The organism is Paucihalobacter sp. (genome assembly GCF_036825875.1).
Classification (GTDB): Bacteria; Bacteroidota; Bacteroidia; order Flavobacteriales; family Flavobacteriaceae; genus Paucihalobacter.
Genome location: NZ_DAISXK010000051.1, coordinates 1 through 18,835 on the forward strand (window position 1 = coordinate 1; position 18,835 = coordinate 18,835).

Below are 18,835 nucleotides of genomic sequence, written 5' to 3' on the forward strand. Positions count from 1 at the left end.
TCAAAACCGTGCTCATTTGCGATTTATGCAAAGTATCTTCAACTACCAAATCGTCTTCGCTTATAGTAAAATCTCCTATACCGTGATTTATTTGCGCATTTCGTAAACTTTCCGTAATGTTAACCTTTTCAATGGCGTCGCCAAACTGGTAATTTCTAAATTCTCCGGTATGCTCATCGCCAATGCCTGTTTGCTTGCTGCGGTGATTGCCCGAGCCACTGCGTTTTATTTTTCCGAAGATATGATTAAGCGCTTGTTTTCTAATGGCTTGCTCGGTTTTAGCGGTGATGCCTAAACCTCCTTTGCCATCGGGTTTGATTTCTTCGCGGATGTAACCTTTCTTTTTTAAATCTTCGATAAAATCGTCAATCGTGTATTCTGCGGTGGTGAGTTTATATTCTTTGTCAAGCTGCTTGAGCCAATCAATGGCTTCATCAAAATCGCCAGAAGTATAGGTAATAAGTTCTGTAAAAATTTCAAACAGCTTATCAAAAGGCGATAAATTAGGTGCCTCGTATGGTTTAAATACAAAACCTGAAGATTTATTATTAATTCTCATAGCTTTGTAAAAGTACTATTTTTTGGGAGTGGAATCAAGTGGGATTAACATGAGATTAAGAATTAAATTCACATTAAATATATAACTTGTGCTCACTAATTAACTAACTTATTATAATGAAACCAATACAACTTCTCCTGGTGTTTTTCATCACCATCACTTTATCCGCACAAACCATTCCGCAAGACTTTTTAAAAAACATGAAACCCCGCAATATCGGTCCGGGTGGCATGTCGGGGCGTGTTACTGCCATAGATGCGGTACATTCCAATCCCGATATTATTTATGCTGGCACAGCTTCTGGTGGTTTATGGAAATCCGAGTCCGGCGGCATTACATGGAAACCCATTTTTGATAAGGAAGTCACCGCTTCTATCGGCGCCGTTGCCATACAGCAGTCCAATCCCAGTGTTATTTGGGTTGGTACTGGCGAAGGAAATCCACGAAACAGTCTTAATGGCGGCTATGGCATTTACAAGTCTTTAGACGCTGGCAAATCTTGGATTCCTATGGGTTTGGAAAAAACCAGACACATCCATCGTATTGTGGTAGATCCCACAAATCCTAATGTCGTTTACGCAGGTGCCATTGGTTCTCCCTGGGGCGAACATCCCGAAAGAGGCGTTTATAAAACTACCGATGGCGGCAAATCCTGGAAACAAATCTTGTTTGCAAACAATAAAACTGGGGTGGCCGATTTGGTAATGGACCCCAAAAACCCCAACAAACTCATCGCAACCCTGTGGGAACACAAACGCGATCCTTGGTTTTTTAATTCGGGTGGAAAAGGTTCTGGTTTATACATGACCCACGATGGTGGCGATAACTGGAAACAAATTACAGCAGATGACGGTTTGCCTAAAGGTGACTTGGGTAGAATTGGTGTAGCCATAGCGCGCAATAAACCAAATATTGTTTATGCCATCGTTGAAGCCAAAAAGAATGGTTTTTACCGCAGTAACGATGGTGGTTTCACCTGGAATTTGGTGAATAGCAATACCAGAGAATTTGGCGACCGACCTTTTTATTATTCTGAAATATATGTGGATCCGCAAAACGAAAACCGCGTTTACTCCATTTTCACCTATGTGAATGTAAGCGAAGACGGCGGTAAAAGTTTTGAAATGCTCATGCCGGCATACGGCGTAAATAATGGTGTTCACCCCGATCATCACGCTTGGTGGATTCACCCTGAAAATGGCAATTATATGATAGACGGCAACGATGGCGGTCTTAACATTACCCGCGATGGTGGTAAAAGCTGGCGTTTTGCTGGTAATATTCCAGTATCGCAATTTTACCATATCAATGTAGATAACGAAATACCTTATAACGTTTATGGCGGTATGCAAGACAACGGCTCTTGGCGGGGTCCTGCTTATGTGTGGCGTGCACAAAGTATCAGAAACTCGTACTGGCAGGAAATTAGCTTTGGTGATGGCTTTGATGTAGTACCCGATAAAGACGACGCTCGTTTTGGCTGGTCTATGAGTCAAGGTGGAAATGTATCGCGATACGATTGGGAAACTGGTAATAATTACAGCGTAAAACCAACCCATCCAGATGCTGATGCGAAATTGCGATTCAATTGGAATTCAGCAATTAATATCGATCCTTTCGATAACAGCACCATTTACTTCGGAAGTCAGTTTGTGCACAAATCAACCGATAAAGGTGATACTTGGAGCATTATTTCTCCGGATTTAACAACCGACAATCCCGAAAAGCAAAACCAATCAGAAAGTGGTGGTTTAACACTAGATGCCACTGGGGCCGAAAACCATTGTACCATTTTAGTGATTGAACCTTCACCCGTTGAAAAAGATATGATGTGGATTGGCACCGACGATGGTAAGGTGCATTACACTACAAATGGTGGAACTAATTGGGTTGATGTCACCAAAAACATCAAAGGCTTGCCCGAAGGAAGTTGGATTGCGCAAATAAAAGCTTCTAATAAAAATAAAGGTGAAGCCTTATTGATTGCCAACGATTACCGACGCGATAACTACATGCCTTACGCCTACCGCACCAAAGATTACGGAAAAACATGGAAACGCATTGTTGATGAAGACGATGTACTCAGTTTCACCTTAGCTATTGTTGAGGATTTAGAGGAACCAAACCTCTTGTTTTTAGGAACCGACGACGGACTCTACTACTCCACCAACGCTGGTGAAAACTGGACCAAATGGACCGAAGGTTTCCCAACCGTCCCTGTGATTGATTTAGTAATACATCCGCGTGAGCACGATTTGGTGATTGGTACTTTTGGTCGTGCTGCTTGGGTAATGGACGATATCAGACCTTTACGTGAATTAGCTAAAAATCCTAAAGCCATAGATTCAGATGTAATACTGTTCAATCCGCCAGTTGCTTATCAAGCCGCTTACCAGCAACCTACGGGAAGCAGATTTAGTGCCGATGCTATGTTTGCTGGAGATAATCGACCTGGTGGCGCCATATTTTCATATTATTTTAAACCGAGAGAAAAAGCTGAAAATACTGATTCTGAAAAGGCTGATACTGAAAAAGATTCAACCGATACTAAAAAAGCTTCAGATAGTTTATTCCTTAAAATTTACGATGGCGACCGACTTATCAGAACCTTAAAGCAAAAGGCGCCCAAAGATGCTGGCATTCACAAATGGACCTGGTACATGGATGAAGCGGGTGTAGATAGACCTTCTAGAAGCAGCAGAACAAGAACTGAAGAGCCTGGCGGTTTTGATGTAAATCCGGGCACCTTCAAGGCTGTATTAAGTAACAGCGAAACTTCTTCTGAATCCACAGTTACCGTGGCATCAGACCCGAGATTAAACATTAATCAAACGGGCATAAACGAAGTTTACAATACTTCAAAAAACATCGAAACCATGCAACAACTAGCGGCCGATGCGGTCAAACAATTAGTTAAAAGCAAGGAAATTGCTGAAAAATATAAAAAAGACCTCAGCAGTTTAGATAAAGACAAATACAAGGACCCCATCGATCAATCTACCAAAGTAATCAAGGAAATTGATGCCGTTATTGATATCTTTCTCGGCAAAGAAGACGACCGACAAGGCATTGTACGAAGCCCAGAAATAAACGTCATGCAACGGATTTACACCGCAGCAAGTTATGTGCGTTCGCGTCAAAACGGTATTACAGCAACCGAAACTAATTTGATTAATCATGCCAAAAACCACCTAAACAAAGCCATCGAAAAAACCAATGAATTTTTTACTGAGAATTGGTCTAGCTATAAAAACAACATGGAATCGCTTTCTATTTCCACATTTAAACCAACTAAAACTTTCTAATATGAGACTTTTATCAATCTTTCTTTTCCTATTGAGTGTTTTCGCCTGCAAAGAAAAGCAAGCCGAAAACAACGCAACAACACCAACTAAGGTGCAATCTTATAGCATTGCACAGTTTATGGACAACGAAGCCGTGCGCGGTGGAAGTTTGTCTTTTGACAATTCTAAAGTCCTTATCTCAAGTAACCGAACCGGAATTTACAATTTATACACGATTCCAGCTACTGGTGGCGATTACACGCCGATAACAGCTTCCGATAGCACCTCTATTTACAGTATTTCGTTTTTTCCAAATGATGATAGACTATTGTTTAGTGCCGACGGCAATGGCGATGAAATTAATCATATCTATCTGCGTGATACAACAGGCGTCATCACCGATTTAACGCCTGAAAAAGGTGCCAAATCAGCTTTCTATCGTTGGGCTAAAGACCAACAAAGCTTCTTTTTTGGTTCGAATAAAAGAGATCCCAAATACTTCGATTTATATGAATTGAACATTAATGATTTCAGTACCAAGCTTATCTTTCAAAATAACGATGGCATGCAATTCAACGCCATGTCCGATGACAAACAGCACATAGCCTTTACAAAAGCAATTAATACCAACGATAGCGAATTGTTTGTTCATAACCTGAACACTGGAAAAACAATTAAAATCAATAGTACCCAAAGTGGCAACAATGCGCAAGATTTCTCCAAAGACAACAATTATTTGTATTACACTACCGATGTTGATTCTGAATTCTTATACTTAATGGGCTATAATTTGAAAACTGGCGACAAAGAAAAAATTATGGAGCGCAATTGGGATATTCTAGGTTGTAGTATTTCTGAACAAGGAACTTACATGACCATTTATGTGAACAACGATGGAAAAACGGATATCGAAATAATTGACAACCTTTCAGGCGATGCTGTGCAACTACCCGATTTTGATGATAAAAGCATTAGCAACGTAGTTTTTTCCAACGACGAAAGTATGATGCGAATGTTCGTTAGCGGATCAGGAACGCCATCAGATATGTACACCTATAACTTAGCAACTTCAACCCACTACCGATTAACCAATGTACTAAACGAAGCAATCAATGAAGAAGATTTAGTCAATGCCACGGTTGTCAGATTTAAATCTTTCGATGGTGTTGAAATACCAGCTATCTATTATTTACCGCACCAAGCTTCAGCCGATAACAAAGTACCTGCTATGATTTGGGTGCACGGTGGACCTGGCGGACAAACACGTCAAACTTACAATCCATTAATGCAATACATGCTCAACCAAGGTTATGCTGTTTTGGCAGTTAACAATCGAGGCAGCAGTGGTTACGGGAAAACATTTTACCAAATGGATGACCTGAACCATGGTGAAAAAGATTTACAAGACTGTGTGGAAGGTAAAAATTGGCTCACTACCCAACCCGAAATTGACGCCTCTAAAATAGGCATCATGGGCGGTTCTTACGGTGGTTACATGACCATGGTAGCGCTCACTTACACACCCGAAGAATTTGCAGTTGGCGTTAATATTTATGGTGTAACCAACTGGATTAGAACCTTAAAAAGCATTCCGCCGTATTGGGAGGCACAACGCAAAGCTTTGTATTTGGAATTGGGTGACCCCTACACTGCTGACTCGGTTAGATTAAAACGAATTTCACCATTATTCCACACCGAGAAAGTAACCAAACCACTCATGGTATTGCAAGGTGCTACAGACCCAAGAGTACTTCAAGTAGAGTCTGATGAAATTGTTGCTGGCGTGAGAGCCAATGGTGTACCAGTGGAATATGTACTGTTTGAAGATGAAGGTCACGGTTTTGTGAAAAAAGAAAATCAAATTGAAGCCTATAGCCGCATCGTGCAGTTTTTAGACAAATATTTAAAAGAAGACCAGCCTACAACCGATGGTGAAATTCGGTCCGGAGCGATTAAGGCAGAATAAAGCGTTTTAATAAAATAGTTCACAAAAAGGCATCCGTTTGGGTGTCTTTTTTTATGTCTGATCGAAAGGTGATGGCTATATAATAATCTTTTCAACCATGAAGTACAAGAAGCATTGCACAAAGGGCGCAAAATGTTCAAATTAAAAAAACTCTGTGAACCGCGGAGAGATTGAATAAATAAAGACATTCTTAAATTTTTAATTTCAAATTACCAACTGACCAATATCATAGTTTAAAAATGCTTACCAGCCCATCTTTGCAACCAGGTATTAGATATTAGAGCAATTGTATAAATGAGTACACCAACATGTTATCACTGCGGAGACGCTTGCGACGCAAACATCATTAAACACGACGAAAAAGAATTCTGTTGTAATGGTTGCAAAACCGTTTACGACATATTTTCTGAAAATGATTTAACCTGTTACTACGATATGCAGGCAGCGCCTGGCGCAACACCGTTAGATATTGAAGGCAAATACGATTTCCTCGTGCAGGATGCCATTATTGATAAATTACTGGAGTTTAAAGATGATACTTTAGAAATTGTAACGCTTTACATTCCTCATATTCATTGCAGTTCCTGTATTTGGGTTTTAGAAAATCTGAAAAAACTTCAAAAAGGCATCAGTGATTCCCAAGTTAATTTTGGTAAAAAAAATGTGCGCATTAGCTATTCGCCAAAGAAAACTAATCTCAAAGAAATTGTTATTCTCCTAAGTACTATTGGCTACGAACCTTACATAAGTTTAGACGACTTCGGAAAAGGTACCAGTGCCATCAATCGATCCCTAATTTACAAACTAGGAGTTGCTGGATTTGCCTTTGGCAATGTGATGTTCTTATCATTTCCGGAATATTTTGAAGTAGATGAATACTGGCTAGACCAGTACAAAAATCTATTTCGTTGGTTGATGTTTGTCTTTTCGGTGCCTGTGCTATTCTATGCGGCTCAAGATTATTTTATTTCGGCCTACAAAGGGCTGCGCGCTAAAATTTTAAATATTGATGTGCCGATTGCACTTGGTGCAGCCGTGCTGTTTCTTAGAAGTACGGTTGAGATAGCTTTCGATTTAGGTTCTGGATTCTTCGACAGTTTCACAGGATTGATTTTCTTCTTGTTGCTGGGTAAATTTTTTCAGCAGAAAACTTATTCATTCTTATCCTTTGAAAGAAACTATAAGAGCTACTTCCCTATCGCAGTTACTAAAATTAACAAAGACCAAAGCGAAGTACCAATTCAAGTTTACGATATTAAAGAAGGTGACCGACTACTTATAAGAAATTATGAATTAATTCCTGTGGATGCCATTCTTATAAAAGGCAAGGCCAAAATAGATTATAGTTTTGTGACTGGCGAATCTAAAGTGATTTCAAAAACATCTGGCGATAAACTATTTGCTGGCGGAAAACAAACCCACGGCGTGATAGAAATTGAAGCTTTAAAAGCTGTTGAACAAAGTTATCTCACACAACTTTGGGGTAATGACGTATTTTCAAAAAACAAAGAAAGTGCCTTCGAAACGCTTACCAATAGTATCAGCAAACAATTCACCATTTACGTCTTGAGTATTGCTGTGATTGCAACAGCATATTGGTTGTTTACCGATGCTTCTAAAGCGATGAATGTCTTTACAGCGGTTTTAATTATCGCCTGTCCATGCGCCATTGCCTTAGCCGCACCTTTTACCTTAGGAAACATTCTCAGAATATTTGGTCGAGATAAATTTTATTTGAAAAACGCCTCAGTCATTGAGCGATTGGCCAAAATCAATAGTATTATTTTTGATAAAACCGGAACGATTACCTCAGGACAATCTGCCGATGCCACATATGAAGGTATGCCATTATCTAGCGAGGAATCGATATTACTAAAAAGCTCCTTACGACAATCGAATCATCCTTTGAGCAGAAGTCTTTACGATTTGTTGGCATCGCAACAAATTTTGACATTAGATGATTATCAGGAATACCTAGGTAAAGGCATAGCTGCAAAATACAATTCAAATGAAATAAAAATTGGCTCAGCTCAATTTGTTGGAGCTGCCGATAATCAAGTTGTCAACACGGCAGTGCACATAAGCACCAACAATAATTACAAAGGAAAATTCACCTTTTATAACCAATACCGTCAAGGCTTAACCAAATTGTTCAACCAATTAAGAAATTACTACGAACTTACCATTCTTTCAGGAGACAATGACGGTGAATTTGAAAATCTAAAAAAATTATTACCTGCCAAAACAAAGCTCTTATTCAATCAGAAACCCGAAGACAAGCTAGAATATATTGCACATCATCAAACCGAGGGTCAACGTATTCTAATGATTGGCGACGGTTTAAATGATGCCGGTGCTTTGGCTCAAAGTGAAGTAGGTATTGCTATTTCAGAAAATGTGAACGTGTTCTCGCCTGCTTGTGATGCTATTTTGGATGCCACAAAATTTAATCAACTCAATACTTATCTCGACCTTTCAAAACAAGCAATCAAAATTATTAAATGGGCCTTTGTCCTTTCGTTTATGTATAACGTCGTTGGTTTATATTTTGCAGTTACAGGTCAGCTTTCCCCTGTAATAGCGGCTATTTTAATGCCTTTAAGTTCTATAAGTATCGTGATTTTCACTACAATTTGTACAAATGTAATAGGCAAGAAATTAAAAAAATAAAACAGAAAAACCTTTAAACATGACCATTGTCATTTTAGCAACCGAGCATCAGGTCTATTTTTGAATCCACATTTAAAAGGTATGAGTGTCATTTATATTTTATTGGCTGTAAGTGTTATTGTAGCACTTGTTTTTTTTGCAGCTTTTGTATTTGCCGTAAGAAAAGGCCAGTACGACGATTCCTATACTCCTTCCGTAAGAATGCTTTTTGATGATGAACTTGTTAAGAAATCACCATCTAAATCTATAAAATCACAAACTAAAAAAGACTAATCACACTAACTATGGAAATGCAACAATTTTACTACGATAACAAAATCGTTAAAAATTTTCTCTATGCCACCATACTTTGGGGAGTTGTAGGAATGTTAGTAGGACTACTACTGGCATTTTTATTCTTGTTTCCTAACCTCACCGATGGCATATCTTGGTTAAGCTTCGGGCGTTTACGTCCATTGCATACCAACGCGGTTATTTTTGCTTTTGTGGGCAACGCTATTTTTGCCGGAGTTTATTACTCCTTACAGCGTTTGCTAAAAGCCAGAATGTACAGCGACTTTTTAAGTAAACTAAACTTTTGGGGTTGGCAACTTATTATCGTTGGTGCTGCTATAACACTGCCTTTGGGTTATACCAGCTCTAAAGAATACGCCGAACTTGAATGGCCTTTTGACATTGCTATCGCTATTATTTGGGTAGCCTTTGGTATCAATATGATTGGCACCATTTTAAAACGTCGCCAACGACACTTATATGTGGCCATTTGGTTTTACCTTGCTACTTTCGTAACCGTTGCAGTTTTACATATTTTTAATAGTCTTTCATTGCCCGTAAGCGGTTTAAAAAGCTACTCGGTTTATGCAGGTGTGCAAGATGCGCTAGTGCAATGGTGGTACGGACATAATGCTGTGGCTTTCTTTTTAACCACTCCGTTTTTAGGTTTGATGTATTACTTTGTGCCAAAAGCGGCAAACAGACCTGTTTATTCTTATAGATTATCCATTGTTCACTTTTGGTCTTTAATTTTTATTTATATCTGGGCTGGACCACACCATTTGCTTTACACTGCTCTACCTGAATGGGCTCAAAACCTAGGAGTAGCCTTTTCAGTAATGCTTATCGCACCATCTTGGGGTGGTATGATTAACGGCTTGTTAACCTTGCGTGGTGCGTGGGATAAAGTTCGCGTTGATCCTGTTCTAAAATTCATGGTGGTTGCGATTACCGGTTACGGAATGGCCACTTTTGAAGGCCCAATGCTGTCACTAAAAAACGTAAATGCTATTGCACATTTTACCGATTGGATTATCGCCCACGTGCACGTTGGAGCCCTAGCTTGGAACGGTTTCTTAGCCTTTGGTATGATTTACTGGTTAATTCCTAGATTATTCAAAACTAAGATATATTCCGTCGGACTCGCCAATTTACATTTCTGGGTCGGCACTCTAGGTATTATTTTATATGCCTTACCAATGTATGTTGCTGGTTTTACTCAAGCGAGTATGTGGAAAGATTTCAATTCAGACGGCACCTTAGTTTATGGAAATTTCCTTTACACTGTTACCGAAATTATGCCAATGTACTGGATGCGTGCTATTGGTGGCACACTCTATATTGGTGGTATGCTAGTACTTGTTTACAATGTGATTGCAACCGTTAGATCTGGCAGCACCGTACAAGACGAATTAGCCGAAGCACCCGCATTGCAGCACGTGTCAAAACACAGAGTTGCTGGCGAAGGTTGGCACACCTGGTTAGAACGTAAACCTGTCTTGTTGACCATATATGCCACTGTTGCTATTTTAATTGGAGGTTTGGTACAAATAGTACCAACCTTGGTTATAAAATCTAATATCCCAACAATAAGCAGCGTTAAACCATATACACCTTTAGAACTTGAAGGTAGAGATATTTACATCCGTGAAGGCTGTGTAGGTTGCCATTCGCAAATGGTGCGCCCATTTAGAAGTGAAGTAGAACGCTATGGCGAATTTTCTAAGGCTGGCGAATTTGTATACGACCACCCGTTTTTATGGGGAAGTAAACGTACCGGACCTGATTTGCACCGCGTAGGTGGCAAATACAACGATAGCTGGCATTTTAACCACATGTACGATCCGCAGGCGATGAATAACGAATCTATTATGCCTGCCTACCAATGGTTAATTACCAATGAGCTGGATAAATCTCAGATAGAAAAGAAAATGAAAGTGATGGTGAATTTGGGAGTTCCTTATACCGAGGAAGAGATTGCAAATGCGCAAAAACATATGCTAGAACAAGGTACTCAAATTGAAGAGAATTTATATACAGACCCCGATTTCGCTGCCAATTACGAATCAGATAAACAAGCAGCTGGAGACGAATTCGTAGAAATGCGAAATAGAGAAATTGTTGCCCTTATCGCCTATTTACAGCGATTAGGAACCGACATTAAAGCAAAGGATTCAGATAACCAAACAGCACAAAACTAATTAGCCATGTTAAAATTTGTAAAAAACCATATGGATAGTATTAGCGGTATTGAAATATATCCAATCATTTCACTACTGATATTCTTCCTCTTTTTTGTAATTCTATTTTATTGGGTGATTACAGCTAAGAAAGAATATATCAAAAATGTGAGTAATATTCCGCTAGACAAGGACGAGTTAGATAACCAAAACGACCATTTATCATGAGAAAGTTAATCCCATCGTATCTTAGAATTCCAGTTATATTTTTCATAATAGCCGGTTTGGTTGAATATTTTGTGCCTTCGGTTGAAAAACCAGCTTTTTTAGAGCAACCTATTGTACTTATATTTTTACTGTTGGTACTTTTTATTCTTATCGCCATTGAAGGCGTTGTATCGTCTATTGACAATATACTATTTCAAAGTTTGGATGAGGCTGGAAAAGAACGCTACCTAGCAGCACAGAATAAAACCATAAAATTTGCGTGGTTTGATAAAATCTATGCCAAATTAACACGTACCAAACCACTTAAAGAAGAAGCCGAAATTATTTTAGACCACAACTACGATGGTATAAAAGAATTAGACAATGCCTTACCGCCATGGTGGGTTTACGGTTTTTACCTCACCATTATTTTTGGTGTGGTATATATGGCTAGATACCACATTTTTAATGCTGATGATCAATATGTGGAATTAAAAACAGAATATGCCTTTGCAAATGAGGCTATTGCAGCCTATAAAAAGGCCAATAAAAATTTAGTAGATGTCAATACCGTTGAACTTTTAACCGATGCTTCCGATTTAAGTGCCGGACGAAAAGTTTTCGAAGCCAACTGCGTTGCCTGTCATATGGCCGACGGTGGTGGTGGCATTGGACCAAACTTGGCAGATAATTACTGGATATTAGGAAATGATATCAAAGGTGTATTTGAAACTATTTCTGAAGGTGGTCGCGCTGGTAAAGGCATGGTGCCATGGAAAACTGAATTAAAACCTCTAGAAATGGCACAAGTTGCAAGCTATGTGCTGCAATTTCAAGGTACAACACCTGCAAATCCTAAACCCCCAGAAGGTGAACTAGTTGAACCAGCCGAGAATGATAAAACTGAATCTGACGTAGAAAATCAGGGTGATGAAACAGAAATTGAAGAGGAAACTACTTCAGTTGAAGAAACTACTGTTGCCAAGAATTAAATAAAAATTTAATAGCTCCCAAATGGAAACCCCAGAAAACGAAATCTTTAGAGATTCGATTGGCACCGTCAACAAAGACGGCAAGCGCAATTGGGTATATCCAAAAAAACCTTCGGGTCCATTATATGAAAAAAGAAAGCTGGTAAGCTATATTTTATTGGCTTTCTTATTTGTTAGTCCGTTTATAAAAATAAATGGTAACCAATTTTTGATGTTCAATGTATTAGAACGCCGTTTTAATATTTTCGGATTTCCTTTTTGGCCACAAGATTTTCATTTGTTTGTGATATCAATGATTATTGGCGTCATTTTCATCATCTTGTTTACCGTTGGATTTGGTAGAATTTTTTGCGGCTGGATTTGTCCGCAAACCATTTTTATGGAAATGGTTTTTAGACGCATAGAATATTGGATTGATGGGGACAGAAATAAGCAAATTCGTTTAGACAAACAAAAATGGAATGCGGAAAAAATAAGAAAACGACTTTTTAAATGGAGCATTTTTTTATTTATCTCATTTTTAATTTCAAATATTTTTCTAGCCTATCTTATCGGAAGCGATAAATTACTAAGATACGTGAGTGAAGGTCCAGCCGATAATTTAGGGACTTTATTCCCCCTACTAATTTTCACTGCGGTTTTCTATTTTATTTTTGCTTGGTTTAGAGAGCAAGTTTGCATCATCGCTTGTCCATACGGTAGACTGCAAGGTGTTTTACTGGATAATAAATCCATTGTTGTTGCCTACGATCACAAACGAGGCGAAGACGAAAACGGCCGTAAAAAATGGCGTAAAAATGAAGATAGAAAGGCACTTGGTCATGGCGACTGTATTGATTGTTTTCAGTGCGTTCATGTGTGTCCAACTAATATTGATATTAGAAACGGAACGCAATTAGAATGTGTTAATTGTACCGCATGTATAGATGAGTGCGATGACATTATGGAAAAAGTTGGGCTACCTAAAGGCCTTATTAGATATGCCAGCGAAAACGAGATTGAAAAGAAAGAAAAGTTCAAGATTACAAATCGTATGAAAGGCTATATAGCCGTACTCATTATTTTAACTGGTATTCTTTTGGGTATGCTAGCGTTACGAACCGATGTTGATGCTAAAATTCTTAGACTTCCCGGCCAACGATATGAATACAAAGACGATAATATAGTGAGCAACGTTTTCACCTATAAATTATTGAATAAAACCATCAACGATTTTGATAATGTAAGATTTGAAATTCGTGGGATTAAAGGAACTATCAATGTGGTAGCACATGAAAACAACCAAATTATTGTTCCAGCAGAAGGCTTTGCAGAAGGTACGTTGTTTATAGAATTAAAAAAGAATTTACTAAAAGGAGACAAAAACAAACTAACCATCGATATTTATAATAACGAACAGCTCATTGAAACCACAGAAGTAAATTTCTTGGGTCCAAGAAGCTATTAATAACAAACAAATGAAAATTAACTGGGGAACTGCCATCGTATTAGCATTTATAGGCTTTGTAGCCTTTATCATGTATTTTGTAATAAGTATGTTAACCAACGATAAATACGATCACGACTTGGTAGTTGAAAATTACTACCAACAAGAACTTAAATTTCAAGAGTCAATTAAAAATGAAGAAAATGCTAATAACTTAAGCGAACAAATTACTTGGAAAAAAACAACTGAAGGTATGCTTATTACCTTTCCTAAAAACATAGATACCAATGAAATAAACGGAAAAGTGTTCCTTTATAGACCATCTAATAAAAATCTGGACTTTGAAATGTCAATTTCATTGTCTAATCACACATTGCTCGTACCTGACAATCGTTTATTAGATGGTCGTTGGAACCTTTCAGTTGAATGGGTTTATAAGAATATTAAATATTTATTTAAAGAAAATATTACATATTAGTGGTTTTTGGTTTAGGGTTTATGGTTAGTAAATAATTTAAAATACAATTAATGCTCTATTCGGCTTTTATATTAGGATTATTGGGGAGTTTGCACTGCGTTGGTATGTGCGGACCCATTGCTTTTATGTTGCCAGTAGATAGATCTAATTCCTTTAAAAAAATCACTCAAATTAGCATGTATCACATTGGCCGCTTATTGGCTTATGCTACCATTGGTTTGGTGTTTGGGCTGATTGGCAAAAGTTTGTATATCTTCGGAATGCAACAGCAGCTTTCTATTGTTATCGGAATATTAATGATTGTTGTGGTACTTCTTCCTTATAAATATATTGGAAAATTTAATCTGGCAAAACCACTTTATCAAGCCATAGGTTATATCAAAAAAAGTTTAGGCCAAGCGCTGCATAAAAAGACAGCCGATACCTTTCTTACCATTGGTTTCCTCAACGGATTTTTACCTTGTGGTTTGGTATACATGGCCGTTTTTGGTGCCATCGCTATGGGCAGTTATGCACAAGGAAGTTTGTATATGGTTTTGTTTGGCTTAGGAACTATTCCGTTAATGACCGCAGCTATCTACTTAGGTAAATTTCTTAACAGCACCATAAAACAGCGTATTCAAAAAGCAATTCCCGTATTTGTGGTAATTATTGGAGCTTTGTTTATTTTAAGAGGTTTGGGTCTCGGTATTCCATACATTTCTCCTGCTCCGATTGTTGAAATGGTGTCGGCGGAAATGAATTGTCATTAAAAAAAGCACCCTTAATTTAAGGATGCTTTTTGGCTATTAAATATTGAAGCTACTTTTAAATCCTAAAAGTTATCACCGGCAACACCGAGTGATTGGCAATATCCTCAGAAATGCTACCTTCAAAGAAATGGGCGATACCTTTTCGGCCATGGGTTGACACGGCTATTAAATCGGCGCCAACTTTATTGGCGTAATTCAAAATGCCCTTTTCTATATTATAATCTGAAAAATAAACAACATCGTTTAGTTTTTTCAAATTACCTTCGGTTTTCTTTAGAAATTCAGCCACACGTGCCTCCATTTCATTGGTACTTTTAAATGCGAAATCAGGTAGATTTATGAATAATAAGTGCAGTTTACTTCCCATATTTTCAAAAAACTTAGAAACCTTAATGTAAGAAGCAATCGATTCATCTGTAAAATCGCAACCGTAAACCACATTTTCAAAATGCATATTACTTGGCTTGTTTTTAATGACCAACACTGGAATATCCGAATGGCGTACCACACGCTCGGTATTGGAGCCTATGAATATTTCGCTCATGCCACTAGTGCCGTGCGAACCCATAATGACCAAATCGGCGTGTTCGGCTTTAGCGATTTCGTTTAATTCGCGAAAAACTTTAAAACGTTTGACTATTGGTGTAACCTTTACATCTTTTAAGAATTTCTTACTAATAAAATCTTCAAATTGCTTTTCGGCTCTTTTAATGAAAAACAAGTCTTTTAATTGGTCATTAGAATCGGATTGAGAAAACGAAGTTTCAGATAGTTCTAACATGTGGATTGCTAGAATTTCAGAATTATTTCGTTTTGCCAAAATTGCTGCGGCCTCTGCTGCATATTCAGAATGTTTAGAAAAATCTACAGGAACGATAATTTTTTTCATGATAATGGTGATTTAGTTAATTAGTTTCCTCATTATTAAAGGAACCTTTGCGGTTATAAAATTATATAGTCATCGAAAATAACTGTGTTTTTGGCTGATGCGCCTTCAAGCGTAAATCAAAAGCCATACAAATATTTCTTATAAACGGCTTACCTTGGTTATGCACCTCAATATTATTGGCATTGATGGTAAGTAAATGGTCTTGCTCAAAAGGTTGGAGCGCTATTAACACCTCAGGAAGCTGATCGAATTTTTCTTTATCTTCATCCCAATTAGTTTTAAAGTTGCACATTAAATTAAGTATGTGTTGTCTTATTACAAGATCTTCTGACGTTAAATTATGACCTCGAAATATGGGTAAATTACCGTTTTTAACTTGCTCTGTATAGGCTTCTATAGATTTTTCATTTTGTGCAAAACCCAACCAACTATCGCTAATTGAGGACACACCCAAGCCAATCATTACAGAAGTTTTTGAAGCTGAGTAGCCCATAAAATTACGATGTAAGTGGCTGTTTTCAGTTGCCTTAAAAAGCAAATCCGTTTTTAGTGCAAAATGATCCATGCCAATTTCAATATAGCCAATTTCTTCAAGCAATTTTTTACCAGTTTCATACTGTTGTCGCTTACTTTCAGGAGTTGGTAAATCTTCATCTTTAAAACCACGTTGCCCGTTACCTTTTATCCAAGGTACGTGTGCATAGCTATAAAATGCTATGCGATCTGGCTTGAGCAGATTAGTATAATTTATGGTATTGACAACATTTGCCACTGTTTGAAAAGGTAGACCGAAAATTAAATCGTGACCAACCGATGTATAGCCAACTTTTCTAGCTAATTCAGTAACCTTTTTCACATTTTCAAACGGTTGAACTCTATGAATGGCTTTTTGAATATTCAGATTATAATCTTGAACCCCAAAACTTACACGTCTAAAACCAAGATCAAACAAGGTTTGTAAATGTGCTTCCGTAGTGTTGTTAGGATGTCCTTCAAAACTGAAATCATAACCATTTGCGAGCGCTGCACTGCTAATTATGCTATTAATCAGAAAGTGAAGTCGTTCTGGTGCAAAAAAGGTGGGCGTACCACCGCCAAGGTGAATCTCTTTTATAATGGGCTTCTCTGGCAATAAATCACAATAGATTTGCCATTCTTTCAAGAGCGTTTCTATGTAAGGTGTTTCAACCTCATGCCTTTTTGTAATGCGCTTATTACAACCGCAAAACGTGCATAATTGCTCGCAAAATGGTAAATGAATATAAAGGCCAATACCTTCGGTTTGATTGGTGGTTTGAAATGTTTGTATAAGTAACTTTTTATATACTGAGACCTCAAAAGCCGTCTCGTCCCAATAAGGAACTGTTGGATAGCTTGTGTAGCGCGGTCCAGCCACATTGTATTTGTTAATTAACGAAGTGCTCATACCTAAAATATTATCACAAATTTATGGTAATTATGATGTGCGAAAAATGACGAGCATCATGTATAAACATAGAATTAATACCCTATCTTTAAACGATTACAACTTCGCGGTTTCTAAAAAAGAAAAGTTGTGGTTTTAAATTCTAAGAAAATTAACGTAATTTCGGAATGAATTAAAGAGTTTAGTAATTATTACAAACTAGTACATTCAGAAAATAATCTATAGAAATGAAAAAGAGACAATTCTTAAAATTAACAGGAATCGCAACAACCGGTTTAGTATTTACGCCATCTATGCTATTAAGTTGCAAAAACAACGAAGAAAAAGAAGCTGCAGAAACCGTTAAAGAATTGACTGCTTCAAATACATTCGAGCTACCAAAACTAGAATACAGCTATGATGCTTTAAATGAGGTGATTGATGCACAGACCATGGAAATTCATCACAGTAAACACCATCAAGGTTATACCAATAATTTAAATAAAGCCTTAGCCGAAAAAAATATTTCAGGAAAAACCATAGAAGACATTTTAAAAGCTTCAGATTTACCTACTGCTATTAGAAATAATGGTGGCGGATATTACAACCATTGCCTTTACTGGGAAGTTCTTAAGCCTGGAGGCGCAATGCCTGATACTTTAAAAACTAAAATTACCGATGCATTTGGCTCTGTTGAAACTATGCAGAACGAATTGAAAAGTGCTGGTGCCACACAGTTTGGTTCTGGTTGGGCTTGGTTGTGCCAAGATGGCGACAAGCAATTATTTATCACTTCTACTGCCAATCAAGATAATCCTTTAATGGCATCTGAAACAAAAAAGGGTCACCCTATTCTAGGCATTGATGTTTGGGAGCATGCGTATTATTTAAAATACCAAAACAAACGTGGTGACTATTTAAATAATATACTTAGAATTGTAAATTGGGAAGTTGTGGCTTCTAAAATGATATAATAAAAACTTAACATCACACAAATGAAATTAAAACACTTTACTTATTTTATTCTTCTTGTTTTTTCATTGAATTCTTGCAAAAACGATCCAAAAGAAACTGAAGTCAACACCACGGAAACTGAAACAAACGTGGTGTCGACTCCGATAAAAGCTGTTAAATCTATGTCTAAAGAAATTAAAAAGATACGACTAGATTTACAAGTTTTGAATGAAAGCAATGTAACAACCAAAGGTGTTTTTAGTGATCAGGCTGGTGCGGTTGCTTTGCTAGCTTCAATTAAAGGAGAACCGCAAACTACTTACGCGGGAGAAATTATGGAGTTAAAATCGAATAATACTACAGATATAAATAGCTCTAATCTTAAAATATGGACTCCAAATGGCGATAAAAGTACTGGTAAAATACCAGCAGTAGTTACCGATGACAACGGAAGAACAGCCATGAGTTTTTCTACTTCGAGCTGGTGTATAGACTGTGAAGATGCCAATAAAAATATTAAAGGAAAAGTATTTGTAATTAGCGAGCAAAAGGAAAAGGACAATGCCTTTAAAATTGTAGCAGCAGGAATTATAGAATAAGCTATACAGTATAATTTCAAAATTTACCAATGGTAGACATAGAACAATTAGTTCAAGAATTTCAAAATAAAAATGAAAAGGCATTCCAAAAGCTTTATGGAATGTACCATCACAGCATTAATGGTATTATCTATAATATTGTAAAAGATGCCGACATTGCAGATGAACTTACTCAAGACGTTTTTGTGAAAGCCTGGCAAA

The 18,835-nt window shown here is 37.5% G+C and carries 14 protein-coding genes and 1 pseudogene; 12 read left to right on the forward strand and 3 right to left on the reverse strand.

All coding sequences use genetic code 11. From position 1 onward, the window contains the following. A pseudogene (locus V7Z48_RS11885) lies at nt 1-559 on the reverse strand (hypothetical protein); the annotation flags it as partial. A gap of 116 nt (nt 560-675) precedes the next feature. Between V7Z48_RS11885 and V7Z48_RS11890 the strand changes: the two are divergent. From V7Z48_RS11890 to V7Z48_RS11935, 10 genes are all read left to right on the forward strand, one after another. After that, nucleotides 676-3,864: a WD40/YVTN/BNR-like repeat-containing protein gene (locus V7Z48_RS11890; RefSeq protein ID WP_334113736.1), complete on the forward strand. Its 3,189-nt coding sequence runs from the start codon at nt 676-678 to the stop codon at nt 3,862-3,864. Between the two features lies 1 nt (nt 3,865). Further along, nucleotides 3,866-5,809: a S9 family peptidase gene (locus V7Z48_RS11895; RefSeq protein ID WP_334113737.1), complete on the forward strand. Its 1,944-nt coding sequence runs from the start codon at nt 3,866-3,868 to the stop codon at nt 5,807-5,809. Nucleotides 5,810-6,103: 294 nt separating this feature from the next. Then, nucleotides 6,104-8,479: a heavy metal translocating P-type ATPase gene (locus V7Z48_RS11900; RefSeq protein ID WP_334113739.1), complete on the forward strand. Its 2,376-nt coding sequence runs from the start codon at nt 6,104-6,106 to the stop codon at nt 8,477-8,479. Between the two features lie 81 nt (nt 8,480-8,560). Next, nucleotides 8,561-8,752: a cbb3-type cytochrome oxidase assembly protein CcoS gene (gene ccoS, locus V7Z48_RS11905; RefSeq protein ID WP_334113740.1), complete on the forward strand. Its 192-nt coding sequence runs from the start codon at nt 8,561-8,563 to the stop codon at nt 8,750-8,752. 11 nt (nt 8,753-8,763) lie between these two features. Further along, nucleotides 8,764-10,953 carry a cytochrome-c oxidase, cbb3-type subunit I gene (gene ccoN / locus V7Z48_RS11910; RefSeq protein ID WP_334113743.1) on the forward strand — a complete coding sequence of 730 codons (2,190 nt, stop codon included), beginning with the start codon at nt 8,764-8,766 and terminating at the stop codon, nt 10,951-10,953. A 6-nt stretch (nt 10,954-10,959) separates the two neighbouring features. Continuing rightward, the gene (locus tag V7Z48_RS11915) at nt 10,960-11,160 is read left to right on the forward strand and encodes a CcoQ/FixQ family Cbb3-type cytochrome c oxidase assembly chaperone (protein ID WP_334113744.1); all 201 of its coding nucleotides are present in this window, start codon (nt 10,960-10,962) and stop codon (nt 11,158-11,160) included. After that, nucleotides 11,157-12,131 carry a cbb3-type cytochrome c oxidase N-terminal domain-containing protein gene (locus tag V7Z48_RS11920; protein ID WP_334113746.1) on the forward strand — a complete coding sequence of 325 codons (975 nt, stop codon included), beginning with the start codon at nt 11,157-11,159 and terminating at the stop codon, nt 12,129-12,131. The genes V7Z48_RS11915 and V7Z48_RS11920 overlap by 4 nt, the downstream gene beginning before the upstream one ends. Nucleotides 12,132-12,153: 22 nt before the next feature. After that, on the forward strand, nt 12,154-13,578 hold the full coding sequence (gene ccoG / locus V7Z48_RS11925; protein ID WP_334113747.1) for a cytochrome c oxidase accessory protein CcoG: 1,425 nt from the start codon (nt 12,154-12,156) through the stop codon (nt 13,576-13,578). A 10-nt stretch (nt 13,579-13,588) separates the two neighbouring features. Next, nucleotides 13,589-14,035, forward strand: a complete 447-nt coding sequence (locus V7Z48_RS11930; protein ID WP_334113749.1) for a FixH family protein — start codon at nt 13,589-13,591, stop codon at nt 14,033-14,035. Nucleotides 14,036-14,085: 50 nt separating this feature from the next. After that, complete coding sequence (locus V7Z48_RS11935) at nt 14,086-14,787, forward strand: sulfite exporter TauE/SafE family protein (RefSeq protein ID WP_334113750.1); 702 nt, start codon at nt 14,086-14,088, stop codon at nt 14,785-14,787. 55 nt (nt 14,788-14,842) lie between these two features. Here V7Z48_RS11935 and V7Z48_RS11940 read toward each other — a convergent pair whose 3' ends face one another. Both V7Z48_RS11940 and hemN read right to left on the reverse strand, forming a co-directional pair. Further along, the gene (locus V7Z48_RS11940; protein WP_334113752.1) at nt 14,843-15,676 is read right to left on the reverse strand and encodes a universal stress protein; all 834 of its coding nucleotides are present in this window, start codon (nt 15,674-15,676) and stop codon (nt 14,843-14,845) included. A gap of 61 nt (nt 15,677-15,737) precedes the next feature. Next, nucleotides 15,738-17,102, reverse strand: coding sequence for an oxygen-independent coproporphyrinogen III oxidase (gene hemN / locus V7Z48_RS11945; protein WP_334113753.1), 1,365 nt, complete (start codon nt 17,100-17,102; stop codon nt 15,738-15,740). 227 nt (nt 17,103-17,329) lie between these two features. On the opposite strand from hemN, the gene V7Z48_RS11950 reads away from it, so the two are divergent. Continuing rightward, nucleotides 17,330-18,055 carry a superoxide dismutase gene (locus V7Z48_RS11950; RefSeq protein ID WP_334113754.1) on the forward strand — a complete coding sequence of 242 codons (726 nt, stop codon included), beginning with the start codon at nt 17,330-17,332 and terminating at the stop codon, nt 18,053-18,055. A gap of 21 nt (nt 18,056-18,076) precedes the next feature. Then, complete coding sequence (locus V7Z48_RS11955) at nt 18,077-18,634, forward strand: hypothetical protein (RefSeq protein WP_334113755.1); 558 nt, start codon at nt 18,077-18,079, stop codon at nt 18,632-18,634. The last annotated feature ends 201 nt before the right edge of the window (nt 18,635-18,835 follow it).

Bases quoted from the DNA above. Each gene is read 5' to 3' on its own strand.
- ccoN (WP_334113743.1), top strand. From the start codon at position 8,764: ATGGAAATGCAACAATTTTACTACGATAACAAAATCGTTAAAAATTTT.
- ccoG (WP_334113747.1), top strand. From the start codon at position 12,154: ATGGAAACCCCAGAAAACGAAATCTTTAGAGATTCGATTGGCACCGTC.
- V7Z48_RS11930 (WP_334113749.1), top strand. From the start codon at position 13,589: ATGAAAATTAACTGGGGAACTGCCATCGTATTAGCATTTATAGGCTTT.
- hemN (WP_334113753.1), bottom strand. From the start codon at position 17,102: ATGAGCACTTCGTTAATTAACAAATACAATGTGGCTGGACCGCGCTAC.
- V7Z48_RS11950 (WP_334113754.1), top strand. From the start codon at position 17,330: ATGAAAAAGAGACAATTCTTAAAATTAACAGGAATCGCAACAACCGGT.
- V7Z48_RS11920 (WP_334113746.1), top strand. From the start codon at position 11,157: ATGAGAAAGTTAATCCCATCGTATCTTAGAATTCCAGTTATATTTTTC.
- V7Z48_RS11935 (WP_334113750.1), top strand. From the start codon at position 14,086: ATGCTCTATTCGGCTTTTATATTAGGATTATTGGGGAGTTTGCACTGC.
- V7Z48_RS11940 (WP_334113752.1), bottom strand. From the start codon at position 15,676: ATGAAAAAAATTATCGTTCCTGTAGATTTTTCTAAACATTCTGAATAT.
- V7Z48_RS11895 (WP_334113737.1), top strand. From the start codon at position 3,866: ATGAGACTTTTATCAATCTTTCTTTTCCTATTGAGTGTTTTCGCCTGC.
- V7Z48_RS11915 (WP_334113744.1), top strand. From the start codon at position 10,960: ATGTTAAAATTTGTAAAAAACCATATGGATAGTATTAGCGGTATTGAA.
- V7Z48_RS11900 (WP_334113739.1), top strand. From the start codon at position 6,104: ATGAGTACACCAACATGTTATCACTGCGGAGACGCTTGCGACGCAAAC.
- V7Z48_RS11890 (WP_334113736.1), top strand. From the start codon at position 676: ATGAAACCAATACAACTTCTCCTGGTGTTTTTCATCACCATCACTTTA.
- V7Z48_RS11955 (WP_334113755.1), top strand. From the start codon at position 18,077: ATGAAATTAAAACACTTTACTTATTTTATTCTTCTTGTTTTTTCATTG.
- ccoS (WP_334113740.1), top strand. From the start codon at position 8,561: ATGAGTGTCATTTATATTTTATTGGCTGTAAGTGTTATTGTAGCACTT.